The following is a 14,779-nucleotide window of genomic DNA, read 5'->3' as shown; positions in this document are numbered from 1 at the left end:
AAGAGCGCTAGTGGCTAATAGCTAGTAGCTACTAGCCGCCGCAGTCAGCGTTATGCTGACTGCGGTTTTCTTAGTAGTGAGTAGACGGTGACGGCGGCGAGTCCACAGCAGCCCATCACGATAGCCATCCCGAGTGGCGTCCATTGGCCAACGATATTGACCACCGCTGACACTATGCCCGCGATGAGAAACTGCAATGAACCCGTGACGGCTGATGCTGCCCCTGCCCGTTCTTGCTGCTCAGCAAGCGCGCCAGCCATCGCATTCGGGAATACCATACCCAAGGTACTGATATAGAGAAATAGTGGGATTAAAACTGCCCAGAAGCCCCAGTCCATAAATCCTGCAATCAGCAACATCAGCGCAATAACACCGAGCACCGGCAACGACTTATTGAGAATTTTGCGCGAATCGCGTCGCCGCAAAAGCCATGCATTCAATTGTGCCATGCCAATGATGCCGATGGCATTCGCGCCGAATAGCCAACTGTAGTGCTCGGGCGACAGTCCAAAATGATCAATAAAGACCAGTGGTGAGCCAGAAATGTACGCGAACAATCCAGACTGAGCGACGCCACCCGCCAGTGAATAGCGTAAAAAGCTAGGATCGCGCAAGACACTCCAATAAATCGGCAAACTACTACGAATTCGTACCGATGGATTGGGCAAACGCGTCTCAGGCAAACGCACATGAATAAGCGCTAAGCAAGCAACCGCCAGCACGGCAATAATGGTAAAAATGGATTGCCAACCAAAGAATTTAGTTACATACGCGCCTGCTAATGGTGCCAGAATCGGCGCAATCCCCATTACTAATATCAGGAATGAAAAGACTTGTGCGGATGCCTTCGGTGTATACAAATCACGCACCATGGCACGTGCTATCACCAAACCGGCACAGGACCCGATGGCTTGAAAAAAGCGCAGGACTATCAGTGACTCTAAGTTAGGCGCATAGGCACAGGCTAAAGAGGTGGCGATATACAGGGCTAGACCAAAATACAGCGGCGGCTTACGACCAAAGCGATCGGCCACGGTGCCGTAGAGCAACTGTCCAATAAACAAGCCAAGAAAGAACGACGTGAGTGAGAGTTCAACGCGATGTGTATCGGTCTGATAACTCTCCGCGATGTCTCCAAACGCAGGTAGGTACATGTCGATCGACAGTGGACCGAACATCGTTAACAGCGCCAGCACGATAACCGTTAGGTCAAATCGTGCTTTATCTGAGACAGCGAAGCGCGCGGTCACGAGCCAGACTCATAGCGCTGAGTGCTATGATCGGTGGGTCGCTTTATAGTTTTTGTTGTACGGATCCAGTCGACAAAAGACTGCGCATAATTGACATAGGTATCGGTGACTTTGCCTGCTAGCTCAAGTTCACCGAGTAAGCGCCAGCCATCGCTGCCACCTGCCAAAAAGCTATTCGTAATCATCGTATAGGTTTTGGTGTCATCCAGCGGTTGCCAACTGTCTTCTTGCCACACCTGAATGGCACTGAAGCGCGAACCAAACTCAGCAGTTAAGTCGACATCAAAGCGAATACCCGCGCCATGTGGGTAAGCTCCATCAGAACCGGAGTCAGACAACGCATAATCCAGTGCTTGTTCGAGTACCGTATGTAATTCAGCGCCCGTGATTTGTACTTCCACCAGGGTATTGGCGAACGGCAACAAACGATAGGCATCTGCGATAGTGAAATCACCCGGTGCGATTTCCGCCCTTACGCCACCGCCATTTTGCAAAGCAAAATCAGCTTGCGGCGCACTCGCTAGAAAAGCTTCAGCGACCACCCGATGCGCATCGGACTGGCGGCCAATACCACAACTGTCGCTCGTAGCCGGGCCCATACGACGCAAGCACAAACGATCAGCAACGGTAGCGATAACCTCCGTCGTCAACGAATCAAGTTGGTCTTGATAGGAGACGATCAGTTTTTTAGCCTCTGCTTGCTCGGCAATAGCTGCAAACTGAGGTAATTGTGCGATAGCTTGCGGCGCATCTTCAGCAACCAAAACATGTGCTTGGCCGCCGCAGTTAGCAACATCGTCACCCGCGAATTCAATCACCATTTCGCCTACCGCTTGGCTGTACTCCCACGCGTGACCAATACACACAAGCTGATTATCGGCATTCATCACTGGCATTGGATACGGACCCACGGCATTCAAACCATGCTTGGTGTAATCGCCCAGCAAAGTATGCGAATCACCGCCAATGATAAAATCAACAGCGGGCAAACGCGCCGCTAAATCTAAATCATTTCTGTATTGAATGTGCGTCAGCAAGCCGATCTTCTCAATACCCAAGCCTTGCAACTCACGAATGTAATACAGTGCTGTTTCATACTCGTCAGCAAACTCTGTGGTGCGGTCGGGCTGTGACGACTGTTTGGTTTTCACTGCAATATCCAAACCAATCAAACCAATCTTCTCACCACCTCGTTCGAACACAGCATAAGGTTTAAAGCTATCCCAACGAGTCTTTTGTGTCAGCGCAGATACACCCACTTCCGGTTGCACGTTGGCACCTAAAACGACCGTTGCACAATTGCTCAACGACAGAAAGTCTAGAAACTGTTTTAGACCGCTATCCCCATTATCGAACTCATGGTTACCCAACTCCATGGCATCAAAACACACATGGTTCATCAGGGCTGCATCGGCCTCGCCTTTAAACAAGGTGTAGAACAGTGTGCCAGTAATTGCGTCACCCGCATGCAGCGTCAGCATGTTCTCATGACGTGCGCGAATGACATCAATCTGCGCGGCTACGCGAGCAAAGCCACCGGTTTCGACCTTGTAGGTCTCGTCACCGACACGGATAGACCGATTTGCGGTCGGCAGCAAATGCGAATGATGGTCGTTGATATGTGCTACCGCTAAGGTATAGGGTTGCGGCTCATTCGGTGTACCCGAACAAGCGGCTAAGAAAACAATCAACGAACTAATCAGAAATGGTTTCACGAGGTCACTTTTTACAATGGAGCGTATGAGGAAGAAGTAGCAGACCCGATTCACGTGCGTCAATCGGGTCTGTACTGAAGTTTACTTCACGAGACCGATTTCGCGGAGTCGCTCGAGTAAAAAGTCGTGCGAGCCAATCGCTTCAAATCGCTTCGGATTGTCGTCGCTAATACAGCTCTCCAACGGGTCAATCACAAAATCTGGATTGAAGTGCAGGAAGAACGGAATTGAATAGCGCGATTTGCTATTGAACGGCGCTGGCGGATTTACCACGCGGTGTGTGGTTGATGGCAACACACCATTGGTCAAGCGTTGCAACATGTCGCCCACGTTACAAATAATCGCACCTTCAATAATAGTCACAGGAATCCATGAACCATCTTTTGCTAACACTTCCAAGCCAGGCTCACGTGAACCGATCAATAAGGTCAGTACGTTGATATCTTCATGTGCGCCAGCGCGAACTGAAGGCGTGCCTTCATCAATAATCGGCGGATAGTGCAGCGGGCGCAAAATAGAGTTGCCCAGTTGCACTTTGTCACGGAAATACTCCCGCGGTTGCTTCAAGTATACCGCCAAGGCATCTAAAACCTGCATTCCCAAGTCATCCAGAGCTTCGTACAAGCGCAGGATCTTGGTTTTGAATTCTGGCATTTCTTTGGGCCAAACATTCGGAGTTAACTGCGGATACGGTGGCTCGCCCTCAACTTCACGACCCACATGCCAAAACTCTTTTAAGTCGACATGTTTCGCATCTTTCGCAATTTCGGTACCAAACGGCGTGTAGCCGCGTGCGCCACCGCCACCAGGGATGTGGTATTGCTTTTTCACTTCTTCGGGTAACGCGAACAAGTCGCGGCAAATATCCAGCGCTTCGTCAATCAAGCCTTGGTCTACGCCATGGTTGGTTAGCGCTACGAAACCATTCTTTTCATAACCTTCGCCGACGGTCTGCGCGAAGGCTTCAAAATTCTTGCCATAGAGGCTCATATCAATATGTGGAATCGACTTCATCGTTAGCTTTTCCAAATGCTCTAAATTAAGTGTATATGCTACGTATTTCGGCGCTTTTGCACAAGCTGAAAGCATCGAATATGCGACGGTTAACACCACGCCTACAGAGTAAAACTCGCGTAAACCCGCTGTTCTATCGAGACTAATCTCGTCACACTCCAACTCAGGTTTTATCAACGGTTCCACAGACAAGGAGTAATTCATATGAATTTACGTTCTGGAGTAGTCACGGGATTAATCGTGTTAGGTAGCAGCGTCGTCTGCATGAATGCGGCAATGGCGCAACAAAGCGGCTCACCGCAAACTGTACCTGCTTACGATTACATTGGTCTGCAGTTAAACGATCACGATCAAGGTGATGATAGCCTCTCAGTTCACGGCAGTTATACCTTCCAAAATCCGTTTTTCGTCAACGGCTACTATCGTAATCTCGATTCCGATAACTTTGGCAGTAACCGCCATTCTTATGGCGTCGGCTTTGGCCGCTATTGGTGGCTCGATAACGGCATTGGCAATGGTCTTTGGTTTGATGTACAAGGCCGTTTAGGCCGTATCGACTTTGGGCAAGCAGACACTAATTTCTGGGGTGTGGATGCTAATTTACGACAACGCATCGATCAATTCGAAATCTATGGTGGTATCGGCTACCGCGATTACACCGATGCTGGCGATGATACGGTATATCAATTTGGTCTAGATTATTACCTAAATTCTGACTTCTCTGTCGGTGTAGGCTATGAAGATAGCGAGTTTGGTGATGGTTTAAAGATCAAAGCGAGCTACCACTTTTAAAGTCTAAACAAAGCGTCTAGTGACGTTTTTTCACCAAATCAGGTATGCTGTGGCATCAGTCGCATGGAGCACGGAATCAGGAGTCCACGATGTCACAGCTACCTTCCTTTTTGCAGATGTACCGCGAGCTTATCGGCACTCCGTCGGTATCCTGTCTCGATCCCAGTTGGGATACATCCAATTTAGGCGTAATCGATAAACTTTCGACTTGGTTGCGGACGTTAGGATTTCAAGTCTCCGTTAACGAACTCGAACGGCAGCAAGGTAAATACAATCTTCTAGCTTCGTATATTCCCCCGGGTAGCTCTGGTGGTCTGCTCCTAGCAGGTCATACCGATACCGTGCCTTGGGATGAAGGCCGCTGGACACGTGACCCTTTTGAACTCACCGAAGCTGACGGCAAACTCTTCGGCTTAGGTAGTGCCGACATGAAGGGCTTTTTTGCGTTCGTCATAGAAGCGCTCCGTCATATCGATCTCAAACAATTAAAGAAACCCTTATACATTTTGGCAACTGCCGATGAAGAGACCACCATGGCAGGTGCGCGCGAGCTGAATAAGTTTGGTCAACTCAAACCGGACTTTGCGATTATTGGTGAACCGACACAAATGACCCCAGTGGTGATGCACAAAGGCCATTTAACTGAGAGTATTCGCGTAACGGGTAAGAGCGGCCATAGCTCCAATCCAGCCGCCGGCATCAACGCCATTGAAGTCATGCACGATGTAATTAGCGAGTTGCGGGAATTACAGACGCATTTTCAAAAGCACTACCACGACGGTCATTTTGCGGTGCCCTACCCAACTTTAAACTTTGGCAATATTCATGGTGGTGATGCTGCCAACCGTATCTGCGCCTGCTGTGAGATGCATATCGACCTGCGCCCATTACCGGGCATGAAGATGAACGAACTCTATGGACTGATCGATAGTCGTCTAGCAACGGTGAACGCCAAATACCCTGGTGCCGTGTGTCTCGAACACATGCACGAACCTATCCCAGGCTATGCCTGTGCTGCCGATGCGGCTATCGTGTCTTTGGTGCAAGAAATCACAGGCAATGCTGCCGAACCGGCAAATTACTGTACCGAAGCCCCCTTTGTGCAAGATTTAGGCTGTCAAACCATTGTGATGGGACCAGGCTCCATTGCGCAAGCACACCAGCCCGATGAATTTATCCAGTTGGATGAGATTGCCCCAGCACAAGCGCAACTGCGTACTATTGTGCAGCGGGTTTGCGGTTAGCTAACGCACGAGTGACTGGCGCAAAACTCTGCCGATGAATTGCGCAAGGACCGTGTTCCACTAATGCCGCGAGATGCTGCGGCGTTGGGTAGCCCTTATGTTTAGCGAAGTCATATTCCGGATGCTGGGCATGCCAAGCCAGCATCTGCCGGTCCCGCTCTACCTTCGCCAAAATTGACGCTGCACCAATACAAGCCTCAATGCCGTCACCACCCACTATCGCTTGCGCTGGGACCTTTAATTTCGGTAATTTGTTGCCGTCGACCAGCACCAATGTCGGCCCTATCGGTAACGCCTCAACTGCGCGCTGCATCGCCAGTAGTGATGCCTGCAAAATATTAATCGCATCGATTTCGTCCGCATTACACTGCGCAATCGCCCAGTACAGTGCGCGCTCTTTGATCAGTGCGCTCAGCGCGTTGCGCTTCTTCTCCGATAGTTTCTTCGAGTCATTAATGCCCTCAATCGGTCGGTTTGGATCGAGAATCACCGCTGCCGCCACTACGGGGCCAGCAATGGGTCCACGTCCGGCTTCATCGGTACCACATATCATCTGTTCCATCTGCGCTTATATCCGTGGTTGTGTCTGAAGGTGCTTTGTATGATACTTTCGTCGAATAACAAATTCGAACGATAATAAATTAAAACTAACAAGGGAACGTTCTCATGTCGGAAACTGCAGAAAATACCTTGCTCAACCGCATCCTCGACAAAGTCGAGAAGGTGGGCAACAAACTCCCCGACCCCGCGGTCATGTTTTTCGGTCTACTCATTATTGTGTGGGCGCTCAGTTGGGCATTATCAGGCGTCAGTTTCGATGCTATCCATCCGCTCACAAATGAAAACGTTGGTGTTAAGAACCTGCTCAGTGGCACTGAAATGGCAGACTTTCTCGCCAACATGGTCAACACCTTTATGGGTTTCGCGCCGCTTGGCGTCGTGCTCGTCGCTATGCTCGGTGTGGGCGTTGCGGAGCGCAGTGGCTTTATTAACGTCGCCATTAAACTCATGTTGAACGTGACCCCTAAAGTTTTACTGACTCCAGTTCTTATTCTGATTGCGATTGTATCGCATACCGCAGTCGATGCAGGGTATGTTCTTGTAATTCCACTGGGTGGCGTCATCTTCTATGCTGCTGGGCGACATCCTTTAGCGGGTATTGCTGCAGCTTTCGCAGGTGTATCTGGTGGTTTTAGTGCCAACTTTGTGCCTTCGGCGATTGACCCGCTGTTGCAGGGCTTTACGCAGTCTGCGGCACAAATTTTGGATCCTGCAGTTCAATTGAATCCATTGAATAACTACTTCTTTACTGCCGCGTCTTCACTGATTGTCATGTTTGTTGGCTGGTATCTCACCGATAAAATAATTGAGCCGCGTCTGAATAAGAACGCGAAAATTGACGGTGACAAAGATGAAATGCCGAAGCTGGAAGAAGTGTCTCCGCGTGACCGCAAGGCGTTCTACGCGGGTGTCTTGACCATGGTTGTTGGTTTGGTCGCACTGTACTTTGCTGCAGCTGCGGAAAATACTCCACTGGCTGACCCCACTGGTGAACTTGCATCATTCACCGCTCCGCTCATGCAAATGATTGTGCCGCTGATTTTCTTACTATTCATTATTCCCGGTATCGTGCATGGTTACCTCGCTGGTACCTTTACCAACTCGCAAGACGTTGTGGGCGCAATGACCAAGTCGATGGAAGGCATGGCCTACTACATGGTGATGGCGTTCTTCTGTGCGCTCTTCATTAAGGCGTTTGGTGACTCTGGCTTAGGTACCTTGCTCTCGATTAAAGGCGCTCAGTTCCTAAGTTCACTCGCCTTATCAGGCGGTGTCACCATGGTTGGTATCATCGTATTGGTAGCCTTCATTAACCTGTTTATTGGCTCGGCATCAGCGAAGTGGGCACTCATTTCTCCTATCTTCGTACCGATGCTGATGCAACTCGGTTATTCACCAGACCTAACCCAAGCAGCCTATCGTGTCGGTGACTCTATCAGTAACATTATCACACCATTGCTGCCGTACTTTCCGCTGGTGGTGCTGTACTGTCAGCGTTATGTGAAAGGCACAGGTATTGGGTCGCTAGTTGCCATGATGTTACCGTTCACGGTATCACTGATGGTCATCTGGTCTGCATTCTTGATCATTTACTGGAGCCTCGGTATTCCGTTGGGTATTCAGTCTAGCTACGGTTATCCAGCAGGCTAATGCCCATGAGCTACTACCAAGGTAAGACCGTTTGGTTGACCGGTGCCTCTTCTGGTATCGGTCTTGCCATGGCCAAGCAGCTTGCGGAGGCCGGTGCGCATTTGATTCTGACCTCACGTCGCGCCGATGCCCTCGAAGCAGTTCGGCAAGGCTTGGCACATCCAGAGCGACATCGGGTGTTGGCTTTAGACTTAAGCCAACCTGAGCAAGCCGCAACAACTGCTGCCGCTGAATTAGGTGACCAAGTGATTGATATCCTCATCAACAATGCCGGTGTCTCACAACGATCGCTGATTCTGGATACCGATATGAAGGTCTATCGGCAACTGATGGAAATTGACTACTTTGGTGTCATCGCACTGACCAAGCTGGTATTACCGCGCATGTTAGAGCGTCAGAGCGGTCATATCGTCACGGTCTCTTCGGTAGCAGGGAAAGTGGGTACGAAGCTGCGGAGTGGGTATAACGGTGCGAAATTTGGGGTGATTGGCTTTATGGATTCACTGCGCGCTGAAACTTATGGCAAAGGTGTGATCGTCACATCCATTCTGCCCGGTTTTATCAACACTCAAGTTGCCCATAACTCACTAACGGGCGACGGCTCTGCGCTGGGTCACGAAGATCCTGACAATGCCGGTGGGATTTCTGCCGAAAGCTGCGCCGCGCAGTCGCTACAAGCCATTGCTAAAGGCAAAGCGGAAGTGGTCATAGGTTCAGGCTTATCTAAGCTAGCGCCGTTCTTACAGCGCTTCTTCCCCGGCCTAGTCCGCAACCTAGTCGCCAAACGCTAAAATAAAAAAGGGCCATCCGGCCCTTTTTTGTCTTCGTTTTTCGTATTTCATCTTTTCACGAGTAACTAATAACTAGTAGCCAGTAGCTAGATCATATGTACCAACATTGACGTCGGATCCTCTAGGAACTCCTGCCAACGCTTGTTGAATCGAGCAATAGTGCCACCGTCAATAATGCGATGATCACCGGACCAACTCGCCGTCATCATCTGCCGTGCAACCACGTTGCCGTCGGCATCAAAGCGCGGCAATGCCTGCACTTTACCCAATGCGACAATAGCCGCCTCAGGTTTATTGATGATCGGAGTAGCAACCGTGCCGCCAATCACACCGATATTCGAGATGGTAATCGTGCCACCTTTCATATCTTCCTGCGCCACGCGGCCTTCACGTGCGGCTTGCGTGAGTCGTGTGACTTCGTTGGCAACATCAATAATGCTCTTGTTCTGCACTTGTTTAATGTTCGGAACGAGCAAACCAATTTTGGTATCGACCGCCATACCGATGTTGTGATCATCAAAGTAGGTGATCTCGGTACAATCGTCGTTCACTTGCGCATTCATTAATGGGAATTCTTTCAACGCTAATGACAATGCTTTGATAAAGAACGGCATCATGGTGATACGAATACCTTGGTCGGCATAGCGCTCTTTCAATTGCTTCTGTAACGCGATCACCGCAGTGAGATCAAATTCATCGGCATAGGTGAAGTGCGGAATGGTGCTCACCGAATTCATCATGGCCTTCGCCATAGCCGCTTTCACGCCGCGAATCGCTTCCGTACGTTTGCCACCCGCTGTTGGTGCAGTTGTCGATGAAGAAGCGGCTTGCGGCGCTGGAGCCGGCGCTGCGCCGCCATCAGCAAAGGCTTCCACGTCTTCTTTCATGACGCGACCCTTGGCGCCTGAGCCTTTGACTTTGCTCAGATCGACTTCCAATTCACGGGCACGACGACGCACCGCAGGACTAGCAATCGCTTTCCCGCTAGTGACGCTCGGACCTGGTTTCTCTGAACGCTCAGAACTTGGAGCGGGTGCTTGCGCCTGTGGTTGTGTCGCTGGTGCGTCGGCATTCGAGCTGCTCTCCGAACGAACGGCAAACAATGGCTCGTGAACCTTCGCGATATCGCCTTTCTGATAGTAAAGCTTCTCGACAACCCCAGCTGCTTTCGCTGGAATTTGCACCAACGCTTTGTCAGTCATCACATCGACAACCGGCTGGTCTTCCTCGATGGTATCGCCTTCCTGTACTTGCCATTCGACAATTTCGCACTCGACAATACCTTCACCGATGTCCGGCAAGATAAAATCTTCAACAGCGCTTGATGATGCCGCTGGAGCAGGCGCTGGAGCTGGTGCAGGTTGTGGCGCTGGTGCGCTCTCTGATGCATTCTCTGATGCATTCTCTGATGCACTCTCTGATGCATTCTCCGCACCAGTGATAGCAAACAATGGCTCATGGACCTTCGCAATATCACCTTTTTGGTAATACAGCTTCGCGACTACGCCATCTTCTTTGGCAGGAATTTGCACCAACGCTTTGTCGGTCATTACGTCAACAACCGGTTGATCTTCCTTAATGGTATCGCCTTCTGCAACCAGCCATTCGACAATTTCACACTCGACGATGCCTTCGCCAATGTCCGGTAAGATAAAATCTTTACTCATGATCAACGGCCTCTTAGTAATTCATCGACGCGTGTACCGCTTCGTACACTTTCAAATGGTCAACAAAGTATTCTTTCTCGTGGCACAACGGATACGGCGTATCGAGACCGCACACACGCATAATGGGTGACTCTAAGTACAAGAAGCATTCTTGCTGGATAGTCGCAGCCACTTCGCTAGCAAAACCATTGGTCAGTGGCGCTTCTTGCGTTACCACCAAACGGCCTGTTTTGAAGACTGACTTGGCAACCGTTTCGACGTCCCATGGCAAAATACTGACCAGGTCGATCACTTCACAAGAAATACCCGCTTCCGCCGCTTTGTCAGCAGCCTTTTCAGCCATCTCAACCTGCGCACCCCAAGCCACGATCGTGACATCAGAGCCTTCACGAACCACGTCGGCTTTGCCGAGCTCAAGCGTGTACTCTTCTTCAGGTACTTCACCCACAGATGCACGATACAAACGCTTCGGCTCCATAAAGAGCACGGGGTTTGGATCGAAAATAGAGCTCAGTAACAAGCCTTTCGCCATGTACGGATTACGTGGCATGACAATCTTTAGGCCTGGCGTATGCGCGAAGTAAGCTTCAGGTGACTGTGAGTGGTAATGACCACCCGCAATACCGCCACCGTATGGTGTACGGATGGTTAACCCACCGACATCAAACTCGTTACCTGAACGATAACGGAACTTAGCCGATTCATTCACAATTTGGTCAAACGCCGGGAAAATGTAATCACCGAACTGAATCTCGGCGACTGCATAGCTGCCTTGCGACGCTAAGCCGTTCGCAAAACCGAGAATCCCTTGTTCAACCAGTGGAGTATTAAAGTTACGATGCTTACCGAACTTCTCAGTGAGTCCAGAAGTAGCACGAAATACACCACCGAAAGAACCTGTATCTTCACCAAAGCTGTACACCTTGTCGCTCTTTGTCATCGCGATTTCAAGGGCGCTATTGATGGCCTGGAGTAAATTCATCTTAGCCATTATTTGTCACCTCCATTCAAACGCGACGCTGTTTTTGGATACGCATCTGGATACTTACGAATATGCGCTTTCAGCTCTTCGAGTTGTTGCTTGAGGTGTTTGGGTGGCGTGTCGTACACATCTTCAATCAATTCATCAATATGCGGTGCTGGAACCTTCTCTGCTTCTTTCAATGCAGCCAGGACAGCAGCTTTTTTCTCGTCGTAATTAGCTTGCGCATCATCTTCATTGATCCAACCCTTTGCCAGCAACCATTTCTGGAAGCGTGCGACCGGATCTTTCGCGCGCCATGAGTCTTCTTCCTCACGCGTACGATAGCCCGTTGGGTCGTCCGAAGTTGAGTGACCGGCCATACGATAGGACATGCCTTCAATCAGCACAGGCTCATTCTCTTCAACGGCCAACTTACGCGCCAACTGTGTCGCCTGGTAGACCGCAAAAATGTCGTTACCATCCACTCGAATCGTCTTCATGCCATATGCCACGCCACGCGGCGCAATCCCATCGCCTGCATACTGCTCGCCTTGAGACGGCGTAGAAATGGCATAACCATTGTTACGACAGAAGAAAATGACTGGAACTTTGTACACGGCGGCCATGTTCAGAGCAGCGTGGAAATCACCTTCTGATGCTGCGCCTTCGCCGAAATAGCAAATGGTACAAGTGCCTGATTTATCCATTTTTTGACCGTAAGCATAACCTGTGGCTTGCGGGATCTGCGTCGCCAATGGCGAAGCAATAGTCATAAAGTTCAGGTCTTTACAGCCGTAATGCACAGGCATTTGGCGGCCTTTACCTAAGTCGCGTTCATTAGAGAACAACTGATCCATAAATTGTTCAACGGTAAACCCACGAAACGCTAAAGCACCCTGTTCACGGTATTGACCCATGATCATGTCATCGGCTTGCAGTGCTGCGGCAGAGCCAATACTGGCGGCCTCTTCACCTAACGACGACAAATAGAAACTGATGCGACCTTGACGCTGAGCGGCGATCATCCGCTCATCAAGAATGCGAATAAACTGCATGGTGTCGAAGACCTTTAACGCCAGGTTTTTATCCATGTCGGGTGCTTTCACACCTTTGTGCAAGGTGCCATCCTCTTTGAGGATTTGCAGCATCGGAATTTTCAGTGCCGAAGCATCTAAAAATGCCGGCTTGGTCACTATTTCCAATTGGTGCTTAGTATCTTTCGCCATAACTTTCTCGTTGTAACAAAAATTGCGCTCACTTTACCTTTACGTCAACTGACATGCAAACGGCGCAATCGCGAATTTCACGTGGCTGGTCGTAAAATCTACGCAACAGCCACAGCTCAGACCAGATCAAGCTCCGTGACCGGTAATTCGACCACGGTCAACAATGCTCTCTGGCCAATAGCCACATTGGCATTGGGGAAAATAATACGTTCTTGTGCTTGCTCGACGTGGTACTCCGTGGTGCCATCAACGGCGAGTAATGCTCCTCGTGGAAACGGAGTAAAATTTGCGACATCATCCGGGAAGTTCAAACGGAACTCGCTCTGCGTACGATCGATCGTGCGACACACATCAAAAATATGATGCCGACTCGCGTCAAAAGCCGGTAGTTCAAGTACATCCGTACTGATGAGCTGCCGGAACATATGGTCCGCAGCTGCAAACCGACTCATATCATTCTGACCAAACGGACGCACTTTACCAAGCTCAACGGTAAACGCATCGGCACCAAACTGATGACTGCTAAAGTAGCTAAACGTAGTGGTTGGCGCTTGATTCAATAGAATCGTGGAGACGCCACATTCGGCTAGAAATGTGAGCTGCTCGCGTTTGTAGGGTTGGCCGTGACGAAAAGGATATACCGCAAACTTCTCATAGGCAGAATCACGAATAGCCGTATGTAAGTCATAATGATAGCGCTGCCGTTGCCCGGCTGGAGCACTCGTGTAAAAGCGCTCGACATAGCGCTCTAACTTCGCAGCATGTTGGTGTTCCAATGTGTCACCGGTCGCATGCGCACCGCTAAATAGGCGATTCATGTTCACCTCAACAAAGCGCTTGCCAGCCACAATCGACCACGGGTTGGCAATCATAAAAAGTACGCGCTGGCGAATCTCCAAAGCACCATCGAGAACTGCGTGAATCATGTCGCGCACCAACTCAATCGGTGCAGTCTCATCGCCATGCACCGCGCACGATATAATCACATCTTTTGAGCTACCCTGCTCAGGCTCAATCGCAATGACCCCAGTGTCATAAACGGTCATTTGCGGGTGTTCTGGGAAGTCCGGATAGTTTTCACCGCGGGCAGCGGCAAGGGTCCATTCTAAAACATCGAAAGTACGACTCACTGCGAATCTCCAGTTTCGGTTTTTTGATTGGTTATCGGGCCAGGCTGAAGGCCTTTCGTTGCCAACAACGCCCGTAGAATCGTGGAACGATATTCACGACGATACAGCACAAATACGACTACTGCGGTCGACGCGAGAAATAAGTAGGGATGCAAAAACCATGTCAGTAACGCCAACGCAAAGTAATAGGCGCGCAACCCGTTGTTGTATTCATGACCAGCTTGATCGAGCACTTTGGCTGCTTGTCGAGCGAACTGATCACGGTCTTCATCGGTAAACTCAGTCGAGCGATACTGCGGTGCTGCGCCCATCAATACCGATACGAAACCAAACTGGCGAATAGCCCAGGTAAATTTGAAGAAGGCGAATACAAAAATTAGCGCCAAGATAGCCAGTTTCAGTTGCACTTTTTCGGGTGACGATGGCGCTGTAAACGGAATGGATGCCAGTACCTCTACTACTTTGTCCGCAGACGCCAATAACGTCAGTACACCGGCTAGCACCAGTATGGTCGATGAGGCGAAGAAAGTGACGGTTCGTTCGACGTTACCCAGCAACGCGGCATCCGCAATTTGATGATCTTTACGCGTTAACGTAGTCATCCAATCGACCCGTAACTGACGCAAAATATTTGATAACGAATGGGTGGTGCGAGCACGATAGCGAGCGAATTGCGTGTAGCTGTACCAAAGCACCACAAAGATGCTTAAAGCAATAATATCCAAAGGCGCCAAGTTCATAGTGCTGTCTTCCTATGCAATAGCTTGCTCGGCAA

At 50.0% G+C, this 14,779-nt stretch carries 13 protein-coding genes; 4 read left to right on the top strand and 9 right to left on the bottom strand.

The features are described 5' to 3' along the window. Positions 1-50 precede the first annotated feature (50 nt). The 3 genes from CWE22_RS00855 to CWE22_RS00845 all read right to left on the bottom strand — a co-directional run bounded on the left by CWE22_RS00855 (position 51) and on the right by CWE22_RS00845 (position 3,979). Positions 51-1,250, bottom strand: coding sequence for a Bcr/CflA family multidrug efflux MFS transporter (locus tag CWE22_RS00855; protein ID WP_244595917.1), 1,200 nt, complete (start codon positions 1,248-1,250; stop codon positions 51-53). Next, complete coding sequence (locus tag CWE22_RS00850) at positions 1,247-2,965, bottom strand: bifunctional metallophosphatase/5'-nucleotidase (protein WP_244595916.1); 1,719 nt, start codon at positions 2,963-2,965, stop codon at positions 1,247-1,249. The genes CWE22_RS00855 and CWE22_RS00850 overlap by 4 nt, the downstream gene beginning before the upstream one ends. Positions 2,966-3,046: 81 nt before the next feature. Then, positions 3,047-3,979 (bottom strand): isopenicillin N synthase family dioxygenase, encoded by a 933-nt coding sequence (locus CWE22_RS00845; RefSeq protein ID WP_169930972.1) that lies wholly within the window; start codon positions 3,977-3,979, stop codon positions 3,047-3,049. A 204-nt stretch (positions 3,980-4,183) separates the two neighbouring features. Here CWE22_RS00845 and CWE22_RS00840 point away from each other — a divergent pair, with 204 nt between their 5' ends. Both CWE22_RS00840 and argE read left to right on the top strand, forming a co-directional pair. Next, complete coding sequence (locus tag CWE22_RS00840; protein ID WP_169929517.1) at positions 4,184-4,771, top strand: porin; 588 nt, start codon at positions 4,184-4,186, stop codon at positions 4,769-4,771. Positions 4,772-4,860: 89 nt separating this feature from the next. Beyond that, a complete protein-coding gene (argE, locus tag CWE22_RS00835) occupies positions 4,861-6,015 on the top strand; it encodes an acetylornithine deacetylase (RefSeq protein WP_169929516.1) in 1,155 nt (384 codons plus the stop codon). Here argE and rnhB read toward each other — a convergent pair. Further along, positions 5,990-6,568, bottom strand: coding sequence for a ribonuclease HII (rnhB, locus tag CWE22_RS00830; protein ID WP_169930971.1), 579 nt, complete (start codon positions 6,566-6,568; stop codon positions 5,990-5,992). The genes argE and rnhB overlap by 26 nt on opposite strands. A gap of 113 nt (positions 6,569-6,681) precedes the next feature. Here rnhB and CWE22_RS00825 point away from each other — a divergent pair, with 113 nt between their 5' ends. Next, on the top strand, positions 6,682-8,226 hold the full coding sequence (locus CWE22_RS00825; protein WP_169929515.1) for an AbgT family transporter: 1,545 nt from the start codon (positions 6,682-6,684) through the stop codon (positions 8,224-8,226). Positions 8,227-8,231: 5 nt separating this feature from the next. Beyond that, a complete protein-coding gene (locus tag CWE22_RS00820) occupies positions 8,232-9,017 on the top strand; it encodes an SDR family oxidoreductase (RefSeq protein ID WP_169929514.1) in 786 nt (261 codons plus the stop codon). A gap of 86 nt (positions 9,018-9,103) precedes the next feature. On the opposite strand, the gene CWE22_RS00815 is transcribed toward CWE22_RS00820, so the two are convergent. The 5 genes from CWE22_RS00815 to CWE22_RS00795 all read right to left on the bottom strand — a co-directional run bounded on the left by CWE22_RS00815 (position 9,104) and on the right by CWE22_RS00795 (position 14,744). Further along, the gene (locus CWE22_RS00815) at positions 9,104-10,684 is read right to left on the bottom strand and encodes a dihydrolipoyllysine-residue acetyltransferase (RefSeq protein ID WP_169929513.1); all 1,581 of its coding nucleotides are present in this window, start codon (positions 10,682-10,684) and stop codon (positions 9,104-9,106) included. 13 nt (positions 10,685-10,697) lie between these two features. Then, entirely contained in the window at positions 10,698-11,675 is a 978-nt protein-coding gene (locus tag CWE22_RS00810; RefSeq protein WP_169929512.1) for an alpha-ketoacid dehydrogenase subunit beta, read from the bottom strand. Beyond that, complete coding sequence (locus CWE22_RS00805; RefSeq protein WP_169929511.1) at positions 11,675-12,874, bottom strand: thiamine pyrophosphate-dependent dehydrogenase E1 component subunit alpha; 1,200 nt, start codon at positions 12,872-12,874, stop codon at positions 11,675-11,677. The genes CWE22_RS00810 and CWE22_RS00805 overlap by 1 nt, the downstream gene beginning before the upstream one ends. 116 nt (positions 12,875-12,990) lie before the next feature. Next, a complete protein-coding gene (astE, locus tag CWE22_RS00800; protein WP_169929510.1) occupies positions 12,991-14,004 on the bottom strand; it encodes a succinylglutamate desuccinylase in 1,014 nt (337 codons plus the stop codon). Further along, complete coding sequence (locus CWE22_RS00795) at positions 14,001-14,744, bottom strand: DUF599 domain-containing protein (RefSeq protein WP_169929509.1); 744 nt, start codon at positions 14,742-14,744, stop codon at positions 14,001-14,003. Before CWE22_RS00795 ends, astE begins: the two co-directional genes overlap by 4 nt. Positions 14,745-14,779: the final 35 nt, after the last annotated feature.

Origin of the sequence: Pseudidiomarina aestuarii, from assembly GCF_003987355.1 — a bacterium.
Lineage (GTDB): Bacteria > Pseudomonadota > Gammaproteobacteria > Enterobacterales > Alteromonadaceae > Pseudidiomarina > Pseudidiomarina aestuarii.
Note: the sequence above shows the minus strand (reverse complement) of the source record. Positions and strands in the feature narration are given on the sequence as shown.

Excerpts from the sequence above, each read along its gene's own strand:
- CWE22_RS00845 (WP_169930972.1), bottom strand. The coding sequence starts at position 3,979 with ATGAAGTCGATTCCACATATTGATATGAGCCTCTATGGCAAGAATTTT.
- CWE22_RS00840 (WP_169929517.1), top strand. The coding sequence starts at position 4,184 with ATGAATTTACGTTCTGGAGTAGTCACGGGATTAATCGTGTTAGGTAGC.
- argE (WP_169929516.1), top strand. The coding sequence starts at position 4,861 with ATGTCACAGCTACCTTCCTTTTTGCAGATGTACCGCGAGCTTATCGGC.
- rnhB (WP_169930971.1), bottom strand. The coding sequence starts at position 6,568 with ATGATATGTGGTACCGATGAAGCCGGACGTGGACCCATTGCTGGCCCC.
- CWE22_RS00825 (WP_169929515.1), top strand. The coding sequence starts at position 6,682 with ATGTCGGAAACTGCAGAAAATACCTTGCTCAACCGCATCCTCGACAAA.
- CWE22_RS00820 (WP_169929514.1), top strand. The coding sequence starts at position 8,232 with ATGAGCTACTACCAAGGTAAGACCGTTTGGTTGACCGGTGCCTCTTCT.
- CWE22_RS00815 (WP_169929513.1), bottom strand. The coding sequence starts at position 10,684 with ATGAGTAAAGATTTTATCTTACCGGACATTGGCGAAGGCATCGTCGAG.
- CWE22_RS00810 (WP_169929512.1), bottom strand. The coding sequence starts at position 11,675 with ATGGCTAAGATGAATTTACTCCAGGCCATCAATAGCGCCCTTGAAATC.
- CWE22_RS00805 (WP_169929511.1), bottom strand. The coding sequence starts at position 12,874 with ATGGCGAAAGATACTAAGCACCAATTGGAAATAGTGACCAAGCCGGCA.
- CWE22_RS00795 (WP_169929509.1), bottom strand. The coding sequence starts at position 14,744 with ATGAACTTGGCGCCTTTGGATATTATTGCTTTAAGCATCTTTGTGGTG.